General features: G+C 61.1%; 20 protein-coding genes. 7 read left to right on the top strand and 13 right to left on the bottom strand.

Annotation, left to right across the window (positions count from 1 at the left end):
- Nucleotides 1-67 precede the first annotated feature (67 nt).
- Nucleotides 68-1,687: a peptide chain release factor 3 gene (locus ACN0SC_RS01705; RefSeq protein WP_417247935.1), complete on the bottom strand. Its 1,620-nt coding sequence runs from the start codon at nt 1,685-1,687 to the stop codon at nt 68-70.
- Between the two features lie 66 nt (nt 1,688-1,753).
- Nucleotides 1,754-2,815 (bottom strand): Hint domain-containing protein, encoded by a 1,062-nt coding sequence (locus tag ACN0SC_RS01700; protein WP_417247934.1) that lies wholly within the window; start codon nt 2,813-2,815, stop codon nt 1,754-1,756.
- 391 nt (nt 2,816-3,206) lie between these two features.
- On the opposite strand from ACN0SC_RS01700, the gene ACN0SC_RS01695 reads away from it, so the two are divergent.
- Complete coding sequence (locus ACN0SC_RS01695) at nt 3,207-3,986, top strand: SDR family oxidoreductase (protein WP_417247933.1); 780 nt, start codon at nt 3,207-3,209, stop codon at nt 3,984-3,986.
- Between the two features lie 191 nt (nt 3,987-4,177).
- On the top strand, nt 4,178-5,275 hold the full coding sequence (locus ACN0SC_RS01690) for an ABC transporter ATP-binding protein (protein ID WP_417248538.1): 1,098 nt from the start codon (nt 4,178-4,180) through the stop codon (nt 5,273-5,275).
- Here ACN0SC_RS01690 and ACN0SC_RS01685 read toward each other — a convergent pair whose 3' ends face one another.
- Nucleotides 5,276-5,977 carry a helix-turn-helix transcriptional regulator gene (locus tag ACN0SC_RS01685; protein WP_417247932.1) on the bottom strand — a complete coding sequence of 234 codons (702 nt, stop codon included), beginning with the start codon at nt 5,975-5,977 and terminating at the stop codon, nt 5,276-5,278.
- Between the two features lie 313 nt (nt 5,978-6,290).
- Between ACN0SC_RS01685 and ACN0SC_RS01680 the strand changes: the two genes are divergently transcribed.
- The 4 genes from ACN0SC_RS01680 to ACN0SC_RS01665 all read left to right on the top strand — a co-directional run bounded on the left by ACN0SC_RS01680 (nt 6,291) and on the right by ACN0SC_RS01665 (nt 8,922).
- On the top strand, nt 6,291-6,509 hold the full coding sequence (locus ACN0SC_RS01680; protein WP_417247931.1) for a twin-arginine translocase TatA/TatE family subunit: 219 nt from the start codon (nt 6,291-6,293) through the stop codon (nt 6,507-6,509).
- Nucleotides 6,510-6,584: 75 nt separating this feature from the next.
- On the top strand, nt 6,585-7,166 hold the full coding sequence (tatB, locus tag ACN0SC_RS01675; RefSeq protein ID WP_417247930.1) for a Sec-independent protein translocase protein TatB: 582 nt from the start codon (nt 6,585-6,587) through the stop codon (nt 7,164-7,166).
- The gene (gene tatC / locus ACN0SC_RS01670; RefSeq protein ID WP_417247929.1) at nt 7,163-8,074 is read left to right on the top strand and encodes a twin-arginine translocase subunit TatC; all 912 of its coding nucleotides are present in this window, start codon (nt 7,163-7,165) and stop codon (nt 8,072-8,074) included. Before tatB ends, tatC begins: the two co-directional genes overlap by 4 nt.
- Nucleotides 8,074-8,922: an ATP-binding protein gene (locus ACN0SC_RS01665; protein ID WP_417247928.1), complete on the top strand. Its 849-nt coding sequence runs from the start codon at nt 8,074-8,076 to the stop codon at nt 8,920-8,922. Before tatC ends, ACN0SC_RS01665 begins: the two co-directional genes overlap by 1 nt.
- A 139-nt stretch (nt 8,923-9,061) precedes the next feature.
- Here ACN0SC_RS01665 and ACN0SC_RS01660 read toward each other — a convergent pair whose 3' ends face one another.
- The 3 genes from ACN0SC_RS01660 to surE are packed head-to-tail and all read right to left on the bottom strand — an operon-like array spanning nt 9,062 to nt 11,699.
- A complete protein-coding gene (locus ACN0SC_RS01660) occupies nt 9,062-10,222 on the bottom strand; it encodes a LysM peptidoglycan-binding domain-containing protein (protein ID WP_417247927.1) in 1,161 nt (386 codons plus the stop codon).
- Between the two features lie 53 nt (nt 10,223-10,275).
- The gene (locus ACN0SC_RS01655; protein ID WP_417247926.1) at nt 10,276-10,914 is read right to left on the bottom strand and encodes a protein-L-isoaspartate(D-aspartate) O-methyltransferase; all 639 of its coding nucleotides are present in this window, start codon (nt 10,912-10,914) and stop codon (nt 10,276-10,278) included.
- Entirely contained in the window at nt 10,911-11,699 is a 789-nt protein-coding gene (gene surE, locus ACN0SC_RS01650; protein WP_417247925.1) for a 5'/3'-nucleotidase SurE, read from the bottom strand. The genes ACN0SC_RS01655 and surE overlap by 4 nt, the downstream gene beginning before the upstream one ends.
- Nucleotides 11,700-11,787: 88 nt before the next feature.
- Between surE and ACN0SC_RS01645 the strand changes: the two genes are divergently transcribed.
- Entirely contained in the window at nt 11,788-12,183 is a 396-nt protein-coding gene (locus ACN0SC_RS01645) for a VOC family protein (RefSeq protein WP_417247924.1), read from the top strand.
- Here ACN0SC_RS01645 and ACN0SC_RS01640 read toward each other — a convergent pair.
- The 7 genes from ACN0SC_RS01640 to ACN0SC_RS01610 all read right to left on the bottom strand — a co-directional run bounded on the left by ACN0SC_RS01640 (nt 12,180) and on the right by ACN0SC_RS01610 (nt 18,284).
- Nucleotides 12,180-12,848 carry an SDR family NAD(P)-dependent oxidoreductase gene (locus ACN0SC_RS01640; RefSeq protein ID WP_417247923.1) on the bottom strand — a complete coding sequence of 223 codons (669 nt, stop codon included), beginning with the start codon at nt 12,846-12,848 and terminating at the stop codon, nt 12,180-12,182. The genes ACN0SC_RS01645 and ACN0SC_RS01640 overlap by 4 nt on opposite strands.
- Nucleotides 12,849-12,879: 31 nt before the next feature.
- Nucleotides 12,880-13,386, bottom strand: a complete 507-nt coding sequence (locus ACN0SC_RS01635; protein WP_417247922.1) for a DUF2199 domain-containing protein — start codon at nt 13,384-13,386, stop codon at nt 12,880-12,882.
- A gap of 1 nt (nt 13,387) precedes the next feature.
- Entirely contained in the window at nt 13,388-14,857 is a 1,470-nt protein-coding gene (gene purF, locus ACN0SC_RS01630) for an amidophosphoribosyltransferase (RefSeq protein ID WP_417247921.1), read from the bottom strand.
- 147 nt (nt 14,858-15,004) lie between these two features.
- Nucleotides 15,005-15,625: a class I SAM-dependent methyltransferase gene (locus ACN0SC_RS01625; protein WP_417247920.1), complete on the bottom strand. Its 621-nt coding sequence runs from the start codon at nt 15,623-15,625 to the stop codon at nt 15,005-15,007.
- A gap of 136 nt (nt 15,626-15,761) precedes the next feature.
- Nucleotides 15,762-16,316 (bottom strand): CvpA family protein, encoded by a 555-nt coding sequence (locus tag ACN0SC_RS01620; RefSeq protein WP_417247919.1) that lies wholly within the window; start codon nt 16,314-16,316, stop codon nt 15,762-15,764.
- Between the two features lie 96 nt (nt 16,317-16,412).
- Nucleotides 16,413-17,783 (bottom strand): DNA repair protein RadA, encoded by a 1,371-nt coding sequence (gene radA, locus ACN0SC_RS01615; protein WP_417247918.1) that lies wholly within the window; start codon nt 17,781-17,783, stop codon nt 16,413-16,415.
- Between the two features lie 63 nt (nt 17,784-17,846).
- Nucleotides 17,847-18,284, bottom strand: a complete 438-nt coding sequence (locus ACN0SC_RS01610) for a paraquat-inducible protein A (RefSeq protein ID WP_417247917.1) — start codon at nt 18,282-18,284, stop codon at nt 17,847-17,849.
- Nucleotides 18,285-18,497 lie beyond the last annotated feature (213 nt).

Below are 18,497 nucleotides of genomic sequence, written 5' to 3'. Positions count from 1 at the left end.
CTAGCATGCGCTGTTGTGAATGGAATCCTTGCCACGAGAGTCGGCAGAATACCGCCACCCCGATGGCTCAGACCATCATTTCCTTCGTCGCCGAAAGCGTGAGTTCAGGGTAATCCCGCTCAATCCTGTCGATGTCCCACTGCAGGCGTGTCAGGAAGACAGGGTCGCCGTCATGGTCGTAGGAGATGTGCTGCTTGTTGGTGGCCACGCATTTGTCGATTTCCGCTTTCGGCCCGTTGAGCCAGCGCGCGGAGGTGAATTGCGAGGCGTCAAAACGCACGGGCAGGCCGTATTCCAACTCGATGCGGCTGGCCAGAACTTCAAATTGGAGCGCGCCGACAACACCAACGATGAAGCCCGACCCGACAGCAGGTTTAAAGACTTTCGCGGCCCCTTCTTCGGCGAATTGCATCAGCGCCTTTTCGAGGTGTTTTGCCTTCATCGGATCGCCCGCACGCACAGTTTGCAACAGCTCGGGCGCGAAGGAGGGGATGCCCGTGACGCGAATGTCTTCGCCTTCGGTCAGCGTGTCGCCGATGCGCAATTGCCCGTGGTTGGGAATGCCAATGATGTCGCCCGCCCATGCTTCCTCGGCCAATTCGCGGTCGGAGGCGAGGAAAAGAACGGGGTTGGAAATCGCCATCGGCTTCTTCGATCGCACGTGGGTGAGCTTCATCCCGCGTTTGAAGTGGCCCGATGCGAGGCGGACAAATGCCACGCGGTCGCGGTGTTTGGGGTCCATGTTGGCCTGAACCTTGAACACGAAGCCCATGACCTTTTTCTCGTCAGCGGAAATCGGTCGCGGTGAGGCGTTTTGGGGCTGCGGCTCCGGGCCGAAGTTGGCGATGCCCTGCATCAACTCCTGAACGCCAAACGAGTTGATCGCGGAACCAAACCAGATCGGTGTGAGGGTTCCGTCGAGAAAGGCCTCGCGGTCAAATGGCGGCAGCAGTTCTCGCGCCATTTCCAACTCTTCGCGGAGTTGTTCGAGCAGGTGCTCGGGCACATGTTCGGCCAGTTTGGGATCGTCCAACCCCTCGATTGCGATGCTCTCTGCCACCTTGTTGCGGTCGGCGCGGTCCATCAATTCGAGGCGGTCGTTGATCACGTCATAACAGCCAAGGAACTCGCGCCCCACACCGATGGGCCAAGATGCTGGCGTCACGTCGATAGCAAGATTTTCCTGAATTTCGTCAATGATATCCAGCGTGTCGCGGCTCTCTCGGTCCATCTTGTTACAAAACGTCAGGATCGGCAGGTCGCGCAGACGGCAGACTTCAAAGAGCTTTTGCGTCTGGCTTTCCACGCCTTTCGCGCCGTCGATTACCATGATCGCGGCGTCAACTGCCGTGAGGGTGCGGTAGGTGTCTTCGGAGAAATCCGAGTGGCCGGGCGTGTCGACGAGGTTGAAACGGTAATTTATCTCGCCGCTGGCGAAGTCAAATGACATCGCGGAGGCGGAGACCGAAATGCCGCGATCCTTTTCCATCTGCATAAAGTCGGAACGAGTGCGGCGTGCTTCGCCCTTGGCCCGCACCTGACCTGCCATCTGGATCGCGCCACCATAGAGCAGGAATTTCTCGGTCAGCGTCGTCTTACCCGCATCGGGGTGCGAGATGATCGCGAAGGTCCGACGACGGGCAATCTCGGGCGGCAATTCGGGGGCGTTATGGCTACGGTCCAACATGCGCTCGCATATAGCGGGGCAGGCGTCGGGCGGCAATCTCTATTGCGCTGTTATGATTGTGCGGTGTCAGCCGAGAGAGGCGGTGCGCAGGAGGTCGGCAGCCGACGCGCTATCGAGCGCACCGTCGAGGATCTCGACGGCGTGGGGCCGTGCGCTCCCATGATTGTTGGCGCCGAGATGTGCCTGCACGTCAGCGGGAAGATAGGGTTTCACCCGACTGTCGACGAACATGCTCTCGGCGGCGATGCCCTCGGCATAGATGATTTCGTGGTTGTCGAAGAGCAGTTGGAAATAGTCGACAAACCCGCCGTCCGAGCGCACCACATTGACGCCGTTGACCAGCAGGCGCGCTTTCACAAGCACTTCGGCGCGTCCTGCCTTGATCGTGTCGCGGCGCTGGTAGATGAAAATGCGGTGGTTGGGTGAGACAATCAAATCGTTCTCATTATTGAGCGTGCCCGCCTTGATGCGGATGGGGGCGAAGGCCCCTGTCGCGCGGGCGGTTTGCTCGCCGATCCAGCGAATTTCCTGTGGGCCGTGGTCGCGGGTCAGAACCTTGTCCCCCACGCGCAGCTCTTCGATCGGAACCTGTTTGCCGTTGGCCATTGTGATGAGTGTGCCGCGCGTGAAAGAGACGCAGGCCACCTCGGCCAGACGCGCACGCGGTGTGTCGTGGTCGATCTTGACCAGAGAATAGGTCTGTTGCGGATCAATGGGGGCGAAGGGCAGGAGGTAGCAGGCCTCCATATGTCCATGCACGTCAGTTTCCACGAGGATCAAGGCCTCGACCGTCGCGCCGTCGCCCGCGATAAAGGTTGCGGTGCAATCAAGGTGCACCTGCGCGCCCGCAACGCCAACGCCACTGTCATCTCCGATATAGAGGCTCGAGTCATCCATACGCAGGGCAAGACGCTCGCGTGCGGTGTGTTTTTTGAGGGCGTAGACGTCAGCAAGTTCGAGGTCAAAGGCAGGCCCCACTGGATCACCCAGATTGGCGCCATCAACCACTCGAAAGTCGTGGGCGCGATAGACGGAAAGATTCTGAACAATACCTGCGGCGTCGATGATGGCGTCGCCGTGCCGTTCAGTGTCCCCTACGCTCGCGCTTTGGGCATAGGGTGTGTTCATGTGTGCCGTCATTGTGGCCCTTTGTATCTTCTGTCCGTCCTGCGCGTTGGCTCGCACCTTGCAGCACGCGTCGCTCTCCGCGCAGAGAAACAGCCTACCGTATTCGCGCTTCGAACTCCATAAGGCATGGCCGTATCAACAGTGCTGATCCAGCCTTCTCGGTGGAAACGTTGCGTTACCTAATCTTAAACATAAAAGAGTGGCGGGATTTTGGCAGTTTTCGGGAAATTGCGGTTCCCTTGCGATATGCGTGGCATTTCGTGCAAAGGGCATGATCGCGAAACGGGCGAGGGTGGGTGCGTGACAGGCGGGCGGGGCCGCATTAGGTTGGCGCAAAATGCAATTCGTGCCGTGGCGCCGACAAGCGCGCGGGCAATAGAGGAGATGGCGAATGGATCTTGGAATCGCGGGAAAACGGGCATTGGTATGTGCCTCGTCGAAGGGACTGGGGCGTGGCTGTGCTGAAGCCCTTGCGGCTGCAGGTGTCAATCTGGTGATGAACGCACGCGGGGCGGAGGCTCTGGAAGCCGCTGCCGCTGAAATCCGCGCGAGCTATGGTGTTCAGGTCGAAACCGTGGCCGCCGATGTCACCACAGACGAAGGCCGCGCCGCTTTGCTCGATGTGGCGGGGCAGGTGGATATCCTTGTGACCAACGCGGGCGGCCCGCCTCCGGGGATGTGGACCGACTGGGAACGAGATGACTTTATCGCTGCGCTGGATGCCAACATGCTCGCGCCGATCGCTCTGATCAAAGCCTTGGTGCCGAGCATGATGGAACGTGGTTGGGGCCGTGTGGTCAATATCACGTCCGTTTCCGTGAAGGCTCCGATTCCCGTTCTGGGTCTGTCCAATGCGGCTCGTGCCGGCCTTACGGGCTATGTCGCAGGCACCGCACGTCAGGTCGCAGCGCATGGCGTGACGATCAATAACCTCCTGCCAGGTATCCACGACACCGACCGCGCCACCGCGCTTGATCAGGGTGTGGTCAAGGCACAGGGCGTTTCGATGGACGAGGCACGCAAGGCACGCGAGGCCACGATTCCCGCGAACCGCTACGGCACGCCCGCCGAATTCGGCGCGACCTGCGCCTTCATGTGCTCGCAGCACGCGGGCTTCATGGTGGGGCAGAACATCCTTCTTGATGGTGGCGCGACCAACACCGTGATGTGATTGCGGCTTGCCCGCAACTGGGCGGGAGACGGGTCTCTTAGGACACCTGCCTCCCGATCCCGTGCCCGCCTGCGGTTGCTAAGGGGCGGGCGGGCTGCTAGGACGCTCTTAGTCTTAGAGTTTTCGTCGGAAACATCGTGTCCCAATCGAGCCCCCAACAATCGCAAGCCGATGCCGCCGAAGGCCAGCCTTTGCCTGCTGGCGCCGAGCATCCGCGTCTGGAAATCCGAAATATCCGAAAGTCCTTCGCGGGACGCGAAGTGGTGTCCGATGTCTCCTTGCGCGTCATGCCGGGTCAGGTGACATGCCTTCTCGGTCCTTCGGGCTGCGGCAAGTCGACAACGCTGCGGATCATCGCGGGGGTCGATATGCAGGACTCGGGCGAGATCTACGTGGATGGCGAGCTTGTCTGTGACACGGTGTATCGGGTGCCGCCCGAGGGCCGTTCGATCGGTTTGATGTTTCAGGATTTTGCACTTTTCCCACATTTGTCTGTGGGAGAGAACGTCGCATTCGGGCTTAAAGGGGACAAATCGCACAAACTGGCGCGTGTCCGCGAATTGCTTGGCAAAGTCGGCCTGGCCCATGCCGAGGCCAAGTTTCCTCATGAACTTTCAGGCGGCGAGCAGCAGCGTGTGGCACTGGCCCGCGCGCTTGCGCCTCGGCCCTCGATCATGCTGATGGATGAACCCTTCTCCGGCCTCGATGAGCGACTAAAGGACGAGATCCGTGACAGCACCCTCGACGTGCTCAAGGCCGAAGGAACCGCCGTTCTCCTTGTGACGCATGAGCCCGACGAGGCGATGCGGATGGCCGACGAGATCGCGCTGATGCGTGACGGGAAAATCGTGCAGCAAGGTGCGCCCTACAATATCTACAACGCGCCCGTAGACAAGGACGCCGCCGCATTTTTCTCCGATATCAACGTCATTCGTGGGACGGTGAAGAATGCGCTTGTCGCCACGCCCTTTGGCGAGTTCCTCTGCCCAGGCCGTGAGAATGGCACGCAGGTCGATATCGTGATCCGTCCACAGCACCTGCGCATTGATTTCGACCGCGCGGGTCGTGGTCCGAACCCGACGCCGCAGGACGGCACCCCCGCGCGCGGGGTGGTCGAGCGAGCCCGCTTCATGGGGCGCGAAAGCCTTGTGGAGTTCCGAATGGATTTCGACGGCTCGATCCTGCACGCCACCGTGCCGAGTGTCTTCCTACCCAAAGCAGGCAGCCCGTGGTGGCTCATGTTACGCCGCGAACGCTGTTTCGTCTTTCCCGTCCCGAAGGGCGCATAGTCACGCCCGCGCGGCGAGGTAGTCGTCGAGCGTCTTACCTGTCTCATCCTTGAACGTCGCGCCCGTGTCGATGAGCGTCTGAAAGCGGTCAACGCGGAACACGCGGAAATCATTGCGCAATTCGCACCACGCGGTGCAGGTCCAGAGTCGCCCCCAATAATCCAGTTGAAGCGGTCGGATCAGACGGTTGCTCACTTGGTCGTCGCGTGAGCGGTAGGCCGCACGCAGGATTTTCTTGCCCCGCACCGCTTCGCGCAGCAGCGGCATATGCCGAAATCCAGAGGCCGCATCGGCGAAAGGGTAGACCGCAAATCCCCACCCGCCCGAGGGGATGGCCGTGTTTTCGGGCAGCACGGCGTCGATCTTCGCCGCCAGTGATGACGCCGATCGGGCCAGTTCCGGATCGGTTGCCTCGCCGAGAATGGCGACTGCGAGATGCAGCGCCTCCAATTCCCCCATGCTGAGGTTCAGTGGGGGGAGAGTGATCGGCGCTGTGACCCTGTAGCCAACGCCGCGTTCGCCCTCGACAGGCACGCCAGAGGCGCGCAGCGTAGCCATGTCGCGCCAGATCGTGCGCTCGGTGACATTCAACCGTGTGGCCAGTTCTCGCGCGGTGTGGAGTTCCCCGTCGCGCAGAATGCCGATCAGTTCGAAAAGACGGTCGCTACGCCGTTCTCCTGACTGTTTGCGCCCGCCCGCCATCGCTTAAACCACCCGCACGGTTCGGGGCTGGGCAGCGGTATTCGATCCCATCATGACACGAAATCGAACAGTTTCAATGATTTGAATATTATCCATAGGCTCTCCGATTCGACGAGAAGGCCACGCATGTTGCGCATTCCAACTGACATAAACCTGTCAGTTGTCAAAATCCAGTCTCCCGCGTCGCGCCAATTGTGGGCATATGCGCCCGATCACGCTCTTTTCGCTTTTCACATGTCGCGCGGAGGCCTAATTCTAGCCACTGCAAGTTTCACGGGGTCGCAGGCGCGCCCCCTCGCACGGGAGAGTATCCATGCTTAACAATATCGGCCTTCCTGGCCTTCTTCTGATCACCGTCGTCGTTCTTGTCCTGTTCGGTCGCGGCAAAATCGCTGGCCTTATGGGCGAAGTGGGCAAGGGCATCTCCTCGTTCAAAAAGGGTGTCTCCGAAGGCACTAAAGAGATCGAGGCAGAAGCTGACGCCGTCGCCAAGGACGTCACCCCCGAAGCGACCGAAAAAGAGAAAAGCTGATCGGCTCGAAACGCGTGGCCCTTATGGGCGCGGCGCGTGGAGCCATTGGTTGGGGTGTGAGGAAAGGCGACATAGATGTTTGATATCGGCATGTCCGAACTGCTCGTTGTGGGCGTTGTGGCCTTGATCGTTGTCGGTCCAAAGGACTTGCCTGGCATGTTCCGCACGCTAGGCCGGTTCACCGCGAAGGCCCGCGCCATGGGGCGCGAATTCTCCCGCGCGATGGAAGCGGCGGCCGACGAGAGTGGTGTCAAGGAGGCGGGCAATGCGCTCAAAGCAGCCTCCAATCCGAAGAAATTCGGTCTCGACGCGCTCGACGATGCCGCCGACCGTTTCGAAAAATGGGATCCGATGAGCACGGACGACGCAAAGGATGCGCCGCCCGCGCTTGATCCCGAGCGCGCTGAAATGGCGAAGAAAATCTCCGACAATGCGGCGAAAAAGGCGACCGAGCGCAAGGCGCGCGAAGCCGCCGAAGCCGCGAAGGCAGAGACACCGGACGCCGCTAAAACGTCTACGACCGAGAAGCCCGCAACCAAGAAAACCGCCGCGAAAAAGCCAGCGGCCAAGAAACCGGCAGCTAAGAAAACCGCGGCGAAACCCGCGACCAAGGCGGCCGCGAAAAAGGCTGCGCCATCGAAGAAGGGTGAGGCATGAGCCAGACCGACACCACACCCGAAGACGAGATTGAAGACAGCACCGCACCGCTCATCGAGCACCTCGCCGAGCTGCGCAACCGTCTGATCCGTTCCGTCATTGCATTCGTGATCGGCATGGTGATTTGTTTCTCCGTGGGTGGGCACATCCTCGACTTCTTGCTCGTGCCGATCGAGAACACCATGCGCGCGCTCGGGAACCCGAACCCCGTGATGCAATACACAGCGCCGCAGGAGTATTTCTTCACGCTGATCCGTATTTCCATGGTCGGTGGCCTGATGTTGTCCTTCCCTGTGATCGCCTATCATCTGTGGCGCTTCGTGGCGCCAGGGCTTTACCGCAACGAAAAGGACGCCTTCCTGCCGTTTCTGGTCGCATCGCCGCTTCTCTTCCTCGCGGGCGCATCCTTTGCTCATTTCGTCGTCGTGCCGTTGGCGATGGCCTTCTTTCTGGGCTTTGCCGACCTGCCGTCCTTTGTCGGGGCCTTGGTGACGAATTCGGGCGATGTGGCCGAGGCGGTCACGGACTCGGGCATCGACATTGTGTTCAACGGCAAGGTGAACGAGAGCCTTGATATCACGTTGAAAATGATCGTGGCCTTCGGTCTGTGCTTCCAATTGCCTGTGCTACTCACGCTCATGGGGAAAGCGGGACTGGCTACGGCGCACGGGTTGCGTGCCACGCGGAAATACGCGGTGGTAGGCATTCTGACCGTGGCCGCATTGGTGACGCCGCCTGATGTGACGACTCAGGTGATCCTGTTCACGGTCGTCTACGGTCTTTACGAGGTGTCGATTTTCCTCGTGGCCCGCGTCGAGCGCCAGCGTAATGAACGCTTGCGCGCCGAGGGTCTGCTAGATGACGAGGACGACGACGATTTCTTTGATACGGATGAGGACGAAAAATAATGGGGTCGAAGGCGCTCAAACGGATCGCTGCGGCATTGGAGAGGATTGCACCCGCGCCGCTCGATGCTCCAGATTTTGACGCGGCGGATGCCTACGTCTGGGAGACCGAGCCTGACGCGCTAGTGCCTGTGACACAGGTTTCGCGGGTCGGGCTGGAAAGTCTTGTGGGCATCGACCGTGCGCGCGACACGCTGCTTGAAAACACGCGCCAGTTCGCGCGGGGGTTTTCGGCCAACAACGCGCTGCTGTGGGGCGCTCGCGGGATGGGGAAGTCGTCGCTGACGAAGGCTGTTCATGCCGCTGTGAACGCTGAAGGCTATCCGCTCAAGATCGTCGAGTTGCAGCGTGAGGATCTGCCGTCTGTGGGGCGTTTGCTCGGCCTGCTGCGCGGCTCGGACCACCGCTTCCTGCTCTTCTGTGACGACCTGTCCTTTAGCCACGATGACCAGCATTACAAATCACTTAAGGCGGTTCTGGACGGTGGGATCGAGGGGCGGCCCGAAAACGTCTTGTTCTATGCTACCTCGAACCGTCGCCATCTGATGCCGCGCGACATGATCGAGAATGAACGCTCCTCCTCGATTAATCCGTCCGAGGCGGTTGAGGAAAAGGTGTCGCTCTCGGATCGTTTCGGCCTGTGGCTCGGTTTCCACCCCTGTTCGCAAGACGAATATCTCGCCATGATCCGTGGCTATTGCGATGTGCATGGCGTCGAGATCGACGACGAGACCCTGCGCGCCGAGGCCATCGAATGGCAGGCCACGCGCGGCTCGCGTTCGGGACGCGTTGCGTGGCAGTTCTTCACCGATCTGGCGGGGCGCAAAGGGATCAAGCTCGAACAGGAGTGAGGGGGTGACGGCTGCGCCCGTCCCGATCCATCCTTTGATTGCGAGATGTCATCACAAAGAAACAGGCGGCAGATATGTATCCTGCCGCCTGTTCTTTTTCACGTGTCAATTTTCGTGACCGAAAGCCCCGATCCGCCCGTTAGTTGAGATAGGGTGTCGGGTCGACGGTTTGCGTGCCTTTGAACACCATGAACTGCAACGCATTGAATTCGTTGGCTGTCACCTTGGCGATCTGCTGGCCGCGTTTGACGGTATCACCCTTGGACACCGAAATGTCGTCGATAAAGCTATAGGCCGTCTGAAGACCCGCGCCGTGATCAATTACGATGATTTTCACGCCGTCCGCGTTGGTTGAAATGAGCTTCACAGTGCCAGCCTTAGCGGCCTTCACCGCTGTGCCCGCGGGAGCGGAGAACAGGATGAACTTAGACTTGGCGCTGTCGTAGTCGCGAATGATCGGCCCCGACACGGGCTTGGTCATTTCTGCGCTGGAGCTTTGTGTGGCACCAAGATCGGCGGCGGGTTCGCTCGGCGCGGCAACGGGAGTTGCAGAGTCTGGATCGGGCAGGGGTTCTGCTGCCGAAGGGGGCGTCGGCGTGGATGACCCTTCGCCTGGCTTGGTGATCTCCTCGCTCGTCGAGGTCGCGCTGTCGGCGGCCTTCACAGGAATCAGGAGATAGCGGCCTTCCTGCACCGAGAGGTTGGCATCAAGCCCGTTCCAATCGGCCAGAGCGCGCACCGAGATGCCGTATTTCCGCGCGATGGAATAGGCGGTCTCGCCGCGCTGCACTTGGTGGCGGACGGGCTCCATCCCTTCGATCGGATCGGAGGGGTCGGCCTGCGTCATCTGGGTTGTGGTGGTTCCGCTTTCGGCCTCATCGAGCGCCTGTGACGCCAGCGAGGTGACGTCGATCCGCTCGCCTGTCGCAATGGTGCCCGACTGGATCGGGCTGGCGGTGTCGACGCGACGGGGCAGGGCGATGACCTCGCCCGCGCGCAGGGTAACGTCTTCGGGAATGCCGTTGTAGCGCGCCAGTTCCGAGGTCGAGAGGCCCGTGCGGGCGGCCACGGAGCCAATGGTGTCGCCATTGCGTGCGATGGCCACCTGATAGTTCGGGTAGGAAATGATGCCATTTGCATCGGCTTGTGGCTTGGGCGCCGTGCGGGCCTCGATCGCCGCTTGTGACGTGCTGAAGCCGTCAGTCAGCCCGCGAAGGTCGAAATCAAGTGGTTGATCGCAGGCACTCAGCGCGGCAAAGGCACAGCCCGCCAACATGGCTTTCGAATAGGAAATCGTCATTGCTCTGTCCTCATTCTCTGGGGTGTCCCCATTGGCCCTCTTCATGCGGGGCTTCACTCTTGACCGATCCCCTCAAGCAAGGGAACGAAACGCACGGATCGCAGCTCGTCATAGTCGAAACCGTCTTCGGTTCTGGTCACTTTGATCAGACCTTGCACGGCATCCGACTGTCCAACCGGCACGACCATGATACCGCCGGTTTTCAATTGCGCCAAGAGGGGGCCTGGCGGGTCTTCGGCGGCGGCTGTCACGATGATGCGATCAAAGGGGGCCTGATCGGGAAGTCCGAAGCTGCCATCGGCGGTAAAGGCGGTAATGTTCACCACGCCCATTTCGTCGAATACGCTTTGCGCCTCGCGCACGAGGCGGGCGTAGCGGTCGACGGTGTAGACGCGGCGGGCGAGGTGGCTGAGGACGGCGGCCTGATAGCCGCTGCCCGTGCCGACTTCGAGCACCTTGTCGCGCGGTTGCACATTGAGCGCTTGTGTCATCAGCCCGACGACGGACGGTTGCGAGATGGTCTGGCCACAGGAAATCGGAAGCGGCATATCCTCGTAGGCGCGCGCGGAAAACACCCCCTTGACGAAGCGTCCGCGGTCCACTTTCTCCATCGCGCCTAGCGTGCGGGCGTCGGTCACGCCCTTGGAGCGCAACTGGTAGAGGAACTGCATTTGTGCTTCTGCGTCCATCATCCAGCAAAGAATCCGTTCAAGGCGTCCAGACTGTCGTGATCGGTCAAATCGGCACGCATTGGCGTGATCGAGATGTGGCCCGCAAGGTTCACGGCGACATCCGTGCCCGGACCTGTATCCACAGCTTGCTCGGAGCCGCGCACCCATAGGAAGCGCCGGCCCGTGGGAGAGGTTTGCGCCTCCATGCCGAAACCGGATGTCGGACGGCGGCCCTGACGCGAGACAACAGGCGCGCGGGTGTCGTCGGCCGAAATTGGCGGGAAGTTGACGTTGTAGAACACGTTGTAATCGTCCCCTTCGCCCCAGAGGTCGGCGTCCAGAAGTGCGCGGATGACCGAAACACCATGCGCGGCCGCGCTTTCGAAGGGATTGTCGAGCTTGGTATTTTCGGGACCGAAGAACTGCGACAGGGCAATGGCTTTAACGCCTTGGAGGGCAGCTTCCATCGCGCCTCCGAGCGTGCCCGAGTACATCGCATTCTCGCCTGCATTGTTGCCACGGTTGACGCCCGAAAGCACGAGGTCGGGCTTTTGCGGAAGGATGTCGTAGAGCGCCGCCAGCACGCAGTCGGCAGGCGACCCTTCCGCCGCCCAGCGACGTTGGCCTAACTCCGTGATCATCGTCGGGTGTGAATAGGTGATGCAATGGGCCACGCCCGATTGCTCGAAGGCTGGTGCAACTGTCCAGACCTCGCCACTTGGCCCCGCCAGCTCGGCAGCGATAGCCTCCAAAGTAACAAGCCCGGGGGCGTTGATGCCGTCGTCGTTGGTGATGAGAATGCGCATGGGGAACCTGTATTTTCCTTGGCTTTACATCCTCCTTAAAGCAGGCTGGGAATCGCGGCAAGTCGCCCGCGCCAGTTCAGGAGTTGTTATGCCCAATCCCGTCCTTGATGCCGTTGCCGTAAGCGCCACCGATATTGAGGCGAGCAAGGCGTTCTACAGGCTTCTCGGATTTGATTTCGAAGGGGAGGGGGCGTTTAGCGCGCCACAGCATGTCGAACCTGTGCGCAGGGCGGGCGAGCCACGTCTGATGATCGACGATGCCGCCTTGATGGAAAAGCTCAACGGAGAGCCGCCGCGCGCACCGAACCATTCGATCTTCGCGATGCTCTGTGACAGTCCGATGGAGGTTGACGCCGTTGCTGCGGAAGTGGCCGCTGAAGGTCATGCGATTGTGACCGCGCCGTGGGATGCTCCGTGGGGGCAACGCTATGCGACCGTGTCCGATCCTGATGGCTACCGCATCGACCTTTTTGCGCAGCTTTAGAGAATTTGCGCCTCTTTAAGAAGGCGCGCGGCCTCCTCGCGGGGATGGGTTAGCCCCTCCTTACTCTCACCTGGGTGAAAGCGGGCGCGGGTTGCCGTGGGCATGGGGTTCGGCTCCAACAGATGCACACGCGGCGCGCCCGAGACGCCTGCCGCCTCGGCCTGCCAACTCTTGATCAAAGCGGCCTGCGCGGCCTTGGAGGCACCATAGGCGCCAAAGAATTTCTCGCCCGCGTGCGGGTCATCGAAGAACAGCGCATCCGTCGGCTCTTTCGCCATCCCCAGTAGCGGGGAGACCGTCGGGATGAGCTTGCCCAGAGCGGTGACATTCGTGCCGATGGTGCGGTCGAAATCCTTGGGATCGATGTGATCGGCGGGCGAGAGCAATTGCGCGTAAACCGCCGTATGCGCCCAGAGGTCGAGATGTCCCCAGCGGTCGTAAATCCCGCGGCACAGGTGTGCCATCGCATCCATATTGGTCACATCCATCGGCGCGAGCGTAGCCTGTCCACCCTTCGCCTTGATGCGGTCGTCCAACTCTTCGAGCGCGCCTGTGGTCTTGGCCACGGCGACGACGTGATAGGTGGGGGCGAGTGCCTCGGCGAGGTGGAACCCCAACCCGCGCGATGCGCCTGTAACAAGGGCGATTTTGCTGTTCTGTGTCATGAGGTGGGTGTGGCGCGGTGCGCCTTTGAGGTCAAGAGGGTTTGAGGTCGCTGCGCGCGAGTGTCCCGCTGGCTTCATATAGGTCGAGGAGGTGATCGAGAGAAATATCCGCCAACCCGTCAATCCCGGCCTGCGGGCGCGCACCATCCGTTTCGAACGCGAGTGTCACGGGAGACCCCATGTCGGCCAGCGGCGTGATGTCGTTGGCCAATATGCCCAGTTCGTTTGCGGGAAGCGTACCGCCGTCGAGGTGGTCGAGATAGGCGTAGAACACCGTGTGCGGCACCTCGATCCAAAGCGCCACGCCGAGGGCCTCTTCGCTGCCACGGATCGGTAGGCTGAGAACCGCGCGCAGATAGCGCAGATCACCCGCACGGCATAGCTCCGACGTCAGCTGGTCCTCGCCCTCTTTGACAAAGGGCGCGTCGCCACGTTCCGAATGCGGCCACTCGGAGGGGTGGTCAAAGCCGATGTCGATGACGCCGCCGCGTTCCTGTAGCGCGCGCCATCGCGGGTCGAGATCGAGCGGGGAGGCCACGTTACTCCGCCGCGTCTTTGAGTTGGAAACCCTTCTCGATCATGTCCGAGGGCACCACGGGGTATTCGCCCGAGAAACAGGCATCGCAATAGCGCGGAGCGGCATTGTCGCGCCCTTCTGCCACGCCTGCCGCGCGGTAAAGACCGTCGAGAGAGATGAACTGGAGGCTGTCCACGTCGAGGTGGGTGCGCATTTCTTCCACGGTCATCTGCGCGGCCAGAAGCTTGTCACGGTCGGGCGTGTCCACGCCGTAGAAGCACGGCCACATGGTTGGCGGAGAGGCAATGCGGAAGTGGACCTCGGCGGCCCCTGCGTCGAGCAGCATATCCTTGATCTTGCGCGAAGTGGTGCCGCGCACCACCGAGTCATCGACAAGGATGATCCGCTTGTCACGAATGAGCGCACGGTTGACGTTGAGCTTGAGACGCACGCCCATGTTGCGGATCTGCTCGGACGGCTCGATGAACGTACGGCCCATATATTGGTTGCGGATGATCCCCATGCCGTAGGGAATGCCGCTCTCGAACGCGTAGCCGATGGCCGCGGGCGTGCCGCTGTCGGGTACGGGGCAGACGAGATCGGCGTCCACGGGGGCTTCGCGGGCCAGTTCCACACCGATCTGGCGGCGGGTTTCATAGACCGAGCGGCCTTCGAGAATACTGTCGGGGCGCGAGAAATAGACGTGCTCGAAGATGCAAAAGCGGGATTGGCAGGCCTCGAAGGGTTTCGAGCTTTCGACCTTGCCATCGGAAATGACCACCATCTCACCCGGCTCGATCTCGCGCACGAATTCGGCACCGATGATGTCGAGCGCGCAAGTCTCCGAGGAGAGCGCATAGCCGCCGTCGCCGAGCTTGCCCAGCACCAGCGGGCGCACACCGCGCGGGTCGCGGACACCGATCAACTTGGTGCGCGTCATGGCAACCACCGAGAAGGCGCCCTCGACACGGCGCAGCGCATCCTTCATCCGTTCGGGGATGTTGCGTTGGAGCGAGCGGGCCATCAGGTGGATGATGCATTCGCTATCCGAAGAGGACTGGAAAATCGAGCCGCGCTCAATCAACTCGCGGCGCAGGGCGTCGGCGTTGGTGATGTTGCCGTTATGGGCAATCGCGGCACCACCCATGGCGAACTCGCCGAAGAAGGGCTGCACATCGCGGATCGCGGTGTTGCCTTTGGTGCCAGCGGTCGAATAGCGTACGTGGCCGATCCCGATGGGGCCAGGCAGGGTTTCCATGACCTTTTGCGATGTGAAGTTGTCGCGGACGTAGCCGAAGCGACGGGCGGATTGGAAGCCTGCGTCGCGGTCGTAGGTGACAATGCCGCCTGCTTCCTGTCCTCGGTGTTGAAGGGCATGGAGGCCGAGAGCGATGAAGTTCGCTGCATCGGCAACGCCGATGACGCCGAATACGCCGCATTCCTCCTTGAGCTTGTCGTCGTCAAAGGGGGTGGCGGGGGGCAGATCGCGCATGGGTGCCGGCTCCGAATCCAATTGGGTTCCGTTCGGCCCATGCTTTAAGGATTTCGCGCGCCAGTGTCACGAAAGGATCACAGAAGTTTCTCCTCAATCGGCTCCGTGACGCGGTTTTGGCGCATTTTTTCTGGTACGCCCCCGTCTCTAGGCGCGTTTCCGCGCGATGATGAAGACGGAATCGCCTCCCTCGGGGCGCCAGTTCTCTTCGACCTCAAAGCCGTTTGCCTCGATTTCGCGGGTGAGTGCCTCTTGGGAAATGGAGGCGACATAGGGCAGAACTGGCAGCACGCGCATCACCGCCAAAAGTGCCTTCGCGGCAAACCCCATGCTTTCGGTCGAAACTGTGGAGGAGACGAAAATGCCATTTTCCCGTGTCAACTCTGACGCCTTGCGCACGGTCGCCTTCCAGTCGCGCATCAGGTGGATGAAGGAATTCATCAGCACCGCGTCATAGGTCTTGTCCGTGCTGATGTCCTCAAAACGCTTCTCGTCGAAGGTGATGTTGTCCACCCCTTCGTCATTCGCCCGCGCGCGACCGTGGTCCATCATCGGCCCGCAGAAGTCGGTGGCGGTGATATGGGCCACAAAGGGCGCATGGGCGAGCGCGGTGTTGCCCGACCCGCAGGCGATTTCAAGCGCCTCCCAATCAGGCTTCAATCTCTCCTGTGTCAGCGCGAGCTTGCGTTTGTAAGCGGCCTCGTCGCCAATGGGGCTGGCCACATAGCTGCGGCTGATCAGTTTCCAGAAATAGCGGCTATTGGCCATGCGCGTGTTCCCCATATGCGGTGCGATATGTATGTTAAACATTTTAACATTTATCGGTCAACGCATGACGAACACATGAAAAGGGCGGCCGCGCTGTTTAAGCGGGCCGCCCGTCATTTCGATATGTCTTGTCGCTTTACTGGGAGCAGCTGCCCACGAGCGCCTCGTAACGCTGGGTGATCCAGCCTGGTGCATCGTCGGGAAGGTTGCTTTCAAGGCGCTCTTGCGAACGGGCAAAGACCTTGGCCGTGCGGGAGTTCTCCAGAATTTCGATCGGGTCGCCTGTCGTCACGCGGTCCACCACGATGAGCGCAATGGCCACGAGGATCACCCCGCGCAATACGCCGAAGAGGAAGCCGAGCCCTTGGTCAATGCCGCCGAGCGCGGAGCGTTGCACTGCCGAGGAAAACAGCGGTGTGAAGATCGACACCACGATGAGCGCCACGGCGAAGACCGCGAAGAACCCTGTGAGCGTCGACAATTCGCAACTGTCACGGATGTAGTCGCCCAAAACAGGCACTTCCGCGACCAGAGGAACGGCTTTCGGGCCGAAGATATAGCCCAGAATTGCCGCTACGATCCAACCTGCAATCGCCATAGCCTCGCGCACGAAACCGCGGCTGTAGGCGAGCAATGCAGACACGATGATGATCAACGCGACAATGCCGTCGATTATCGTAAATCCTTCCATGCCGTTCCCTCTCTAGGATGCCCCGTTTGGCGCGGAGCCTGATTTTCTTGCGGACATCCGCGCGGTGTGCGTGCGTGTCCGTTGTGTAACCTTCGTTTAACCCGCGCCGAACACGTCGCCAACGAAGGCCACCAGATCGGACATTGCCCGAATGGTCATACCGCTTTTCTCGCCCGCTTTCGAGCGGGCGGGGGCGATTGCCGATGTGAAACCAAGTTTTTTAGCTTCTTTCAACCTGTTTTCGGTCTGACCCACGGGCCGCAGACTGCCCGAAAGGGAAAGTTCCCCGAAAACCACACAATCTTTTGGCAGTGCCACATCCTCACGCGCCGACAGTAGTGCTGCGGCAACGGCCAGATCGGCGGCGGGCTCGGAGACTTTCATCCCGCCCGCCACGTTGAGATAGACGTCAAGCCCCGCGAAAGGCACCGAGCAGCGGCTTTCCAGCACAGCGAGGATCATCGCCAGTCGCGCGCCATCCCAGCCGACAACCGTGCGGCGGGCCTGCGCGTGGGGGGAGGGGGCGATGAGCGCCTGAAACTCGACCAGAACGGGGCGCGTGCCTTCGATCCCTGCAAAGACCACCGAGCCCGCCGTGGGTTGGTCGCGTTCGCTGAGAAACAGGGCGGAGGGGTTTGTCACTTCGCGCAGACCGTCGCCCGTCATCTCGAACACGCCGATCTCATGGGCGGGGCCGAAGCGGTTCTTGACCGCGCGCATCAGGCGGAATTGATGCCCGCGCTCGCCCTCGAAATAGAGCACTGTGTCGACCATATGCTCGACCACACGGGGGCCTGCGAGTTGGCCTTCTTTGGTGACGTGACCGACAAGCACCACGGAGACACCGCGGGTCTTGGCAAATGTGGTGAGTTCATGTGCGGCCGCGCGGACCTGACTGACCGAGCCTGGAGCGCTTTCGACATTGTCGGCCCACATTGTCTGGATCGAGTCGATGATCACGAGGTCCGGCTGTTCGGCCTCCAGCGTGGTGAGGATGTCGCGCAGGTTGGTCTCGGCGGCGAGTTTGACGTTAGCCTCACCAAGTCCAAGGCGCTGCGCCCGCATCCGCACCTGCGCCGATGCCTCCTCGCCCGAGACGTAGATCACCTTCAACCCGTTGTTGGCAAATTGTGCGGCAGCCTGAAGCAGAAGCGTCGATTTCCCGATCCCCGGATCGCCGCCAACAAGGATCGCGGAGGCGGGCACGAGGCCTCCGCCCAACACGCGGTCCAGCTCGCCGATGCCCGATTTCGTGCGGGGCGGCGGGGCTTCTTTGGTGGACAGGTCACTCAGGGGAACCGTTTTGCCACGCATCCCACCCAGAGTTTTCGATGTCGGCCCCGCAACAGAAAGCGGCTTTTCCTCGGAGATCGTATTCCATTCGCCACAACCGTCGCACCGCCCCGACCACTTGGTCGTCACCGCGCCGCACTGGCTGCACACGTAGTTCTTTTGGGCTTTGGCCATTAACGGCTCCTTGGAGATCGACTGCTCGCGTCCTGCGGTTCTACCCGCGCGGGGCCGTGTGCATCAACCCCGCTCTCGCACGGCCCAAAGCGACAGCCCGAGCGAGGTCAGAACGCAGGCGGTGAATAGGTAAAGCCCCCATGCAACCTCGACACGGCCCACACCGATGCCCTTGGCCAGCGTGATGTAGATCGCGATGAGGAAAATATCGGCCATGGCAAGGCGGCCAAGTTGGAACAGCCACGGTTTGATCCGCGCGGGCAGGCGGCCCGAAAGGTAGCCTTCCATCGCCACGACCTTTGCGATCGGTGCGATGAGGGCGAAGAAGATCACCACCAGAGCGAGGAAAATATCCGTTTCCCAAAGCCCCGCGATGCCAGAGAGCACCGAAATCTCCGAAAGGCCGAATAGCGGCAGAACGCCTGCCCGCAAAAGCGGCGCGATCCACGCAATGGGAAAGAGGATCAGGAGTGAAATGTTGACGAGGCGGAGCGGTGACATTCCTCCCAGATGCCCGCTCCGCCTCGCCATTTCAAGCGCCTATCCCGCATCATCTGCGGTCCGCGCATCTCGGAACCTGTTCGGGCGTGCCAGCGTTATGCAGCCATTTGCTGCGTGCGCCTCGCCCGTTGTGCCGCCCTAAGGGCGCACCTCCAACCGTTCCTCCGCGCCAACCATGCGAAAGGTGCGCAAAAAATCAACAGTTAGATTGAT

This window comes from Celeribacter sp., from assembly GCF_048261515.1.
In the GTDB taxonomy this organism is placed as follows: Bacteria; Pseudomonadota; Alphaproteobacteria; order Rhodobacterales; family Rhodobacteraceae; genus Celeribacter.
The sequence above is the reverse complement of the archived record's forward strand: the minus strand, read 5'-3'. Positions and strand labels throughout refer to the sequence as shown.

Excerpts from the sequence above, each read along its gene's own strand:
- ACN0SC_RS01660 (WP_417247927.1), bottom strand. The coding sequence starts at position 10,222 with ATGACGATTTCCTATTCGAAAGCCATGTTGGCGGGCTGTGCCTTTGCC.
- ACN0SC_RS01645 (WP_417247924.1), top strand. The coding sequence starts at position 11,788 with ATGCCCAATCCCGTCCTTGATGCCGTTGCCGTAAGCGCCACCGATATT.
- purF (WP_417247921.1), bottom strand. The coding sequence starts at position 14,857 with ATGCGCGATCTGCCCCCCGCCACCCCCTTTGACGACGACAAGCTCAAG.
- ACN0SC_RS01665 (WP_417247928.1), top strand. The coding sequence starts at position 8,074 with ATGGGGTCGAAGGCGCTCAAACGGATCGCTGCGGCATTGGAGAGGATT.
- ACN0SC_RS01680 (WP_417247931.1), top strand. The coding sequence starts at position 6,291 with ATGCTTAACAATATCGGCCTTCCTGGCCTTCTTCTGATCACCGTCGTC.
- ACN0SC_RS01620 (WP_417247919.1), bottom strand. The coding sequence starts at position 16,316 with ATGGAAGGATTTACGATAATCGACGGCATTGTCGCGTTGATCATCATC.
- ACN0SC_RS01685 (WP_417247932.1), bottom strand. The coding sequence starts at position 5,977 with ATGGCGGGCGGGCGCAAACAGTCAGGAGAACGGCGTAGCGACCGTCTT.
- ACN0SC_RS01695 (WP_417247933.1), top strand. The coding sequence starts at position 3,207 with ATGGATCTTGGAATCGCGGGAAAACGGGCATTGGTATGTGCCTCGTCG.
- ACN0SC_RS01625 (WP_417247920.1), bottom strand. The coding sequence starts at position 15,625 with ATGGCCAATAGCCGCTATTTCTGGAAACTGATCAGCCGCAGCTATGTG.
- tatC (WP_417247929.1), top strand. The coding sequence starts at position 7,163 with ATGAGCCAGACCGACACCACACCCGAAGACGAGATTGAAGACAGCACC.
- surE (WP_417247925.1), bottom strand. The coding sequence starts at position 11,699 with ATGCGCATTCTCATCACCAACGACGACGGCATCAACGCCCCCGGGCTT.
- ACN0SC_RS01640 (WP_417247923.1), bottom strand. The coding sequence starts at position 12,848 with ATGACACAGAACAGCAAAATCGCCCTTGTTACAGGCGCATCGCGCGGG.
- ACN0SC_RS01705 (WP_417247935.1), bottom strand. The coding sequence starts at position 1,687 with ATGTTGGACCGTAGCCATAACGCCCCCGAATTGCCGCCCGAGATTGCC.
- radA (WP_417247918.1), bottom strand. The coding sequence starts at position 17,783 with ATGGCCAAAGCCCAAAAGAACTACGTGTGCAGCCAGTGCGGCGCGGTG.
- ACN0SC_RS01700 (WP_417247934.1), bottom strand. The coding sequence starts at position 2,815 with ATGAACACACCCTATGCCCAAAGCGCGAGCGTAGGGGACACTGAACGG.
- tatB (WP_417247930.1), top strand. The coding sequence starts at position 6,585 with ATGTTTGATATCGGCATGTCCGAACTGCTCGTTGTGGGCGTTGTGGCC.
- ACN0SC_RS01655 (WP_417247926.1), bottom strand. The coding sequence starts at position 10,914 with ATGATGGACGCAGAAGCACAAATGCAGTTCCTCTACCAGTTGCGCTCC.
- ACN0SC_RS01610 (WP_417247917.1), bottom strand. The coding sequence starts at position 18,284 with ATGTCACCGCTCCGCCTCGTCAACATTTCACTCCTGATCCTCTTTCCC.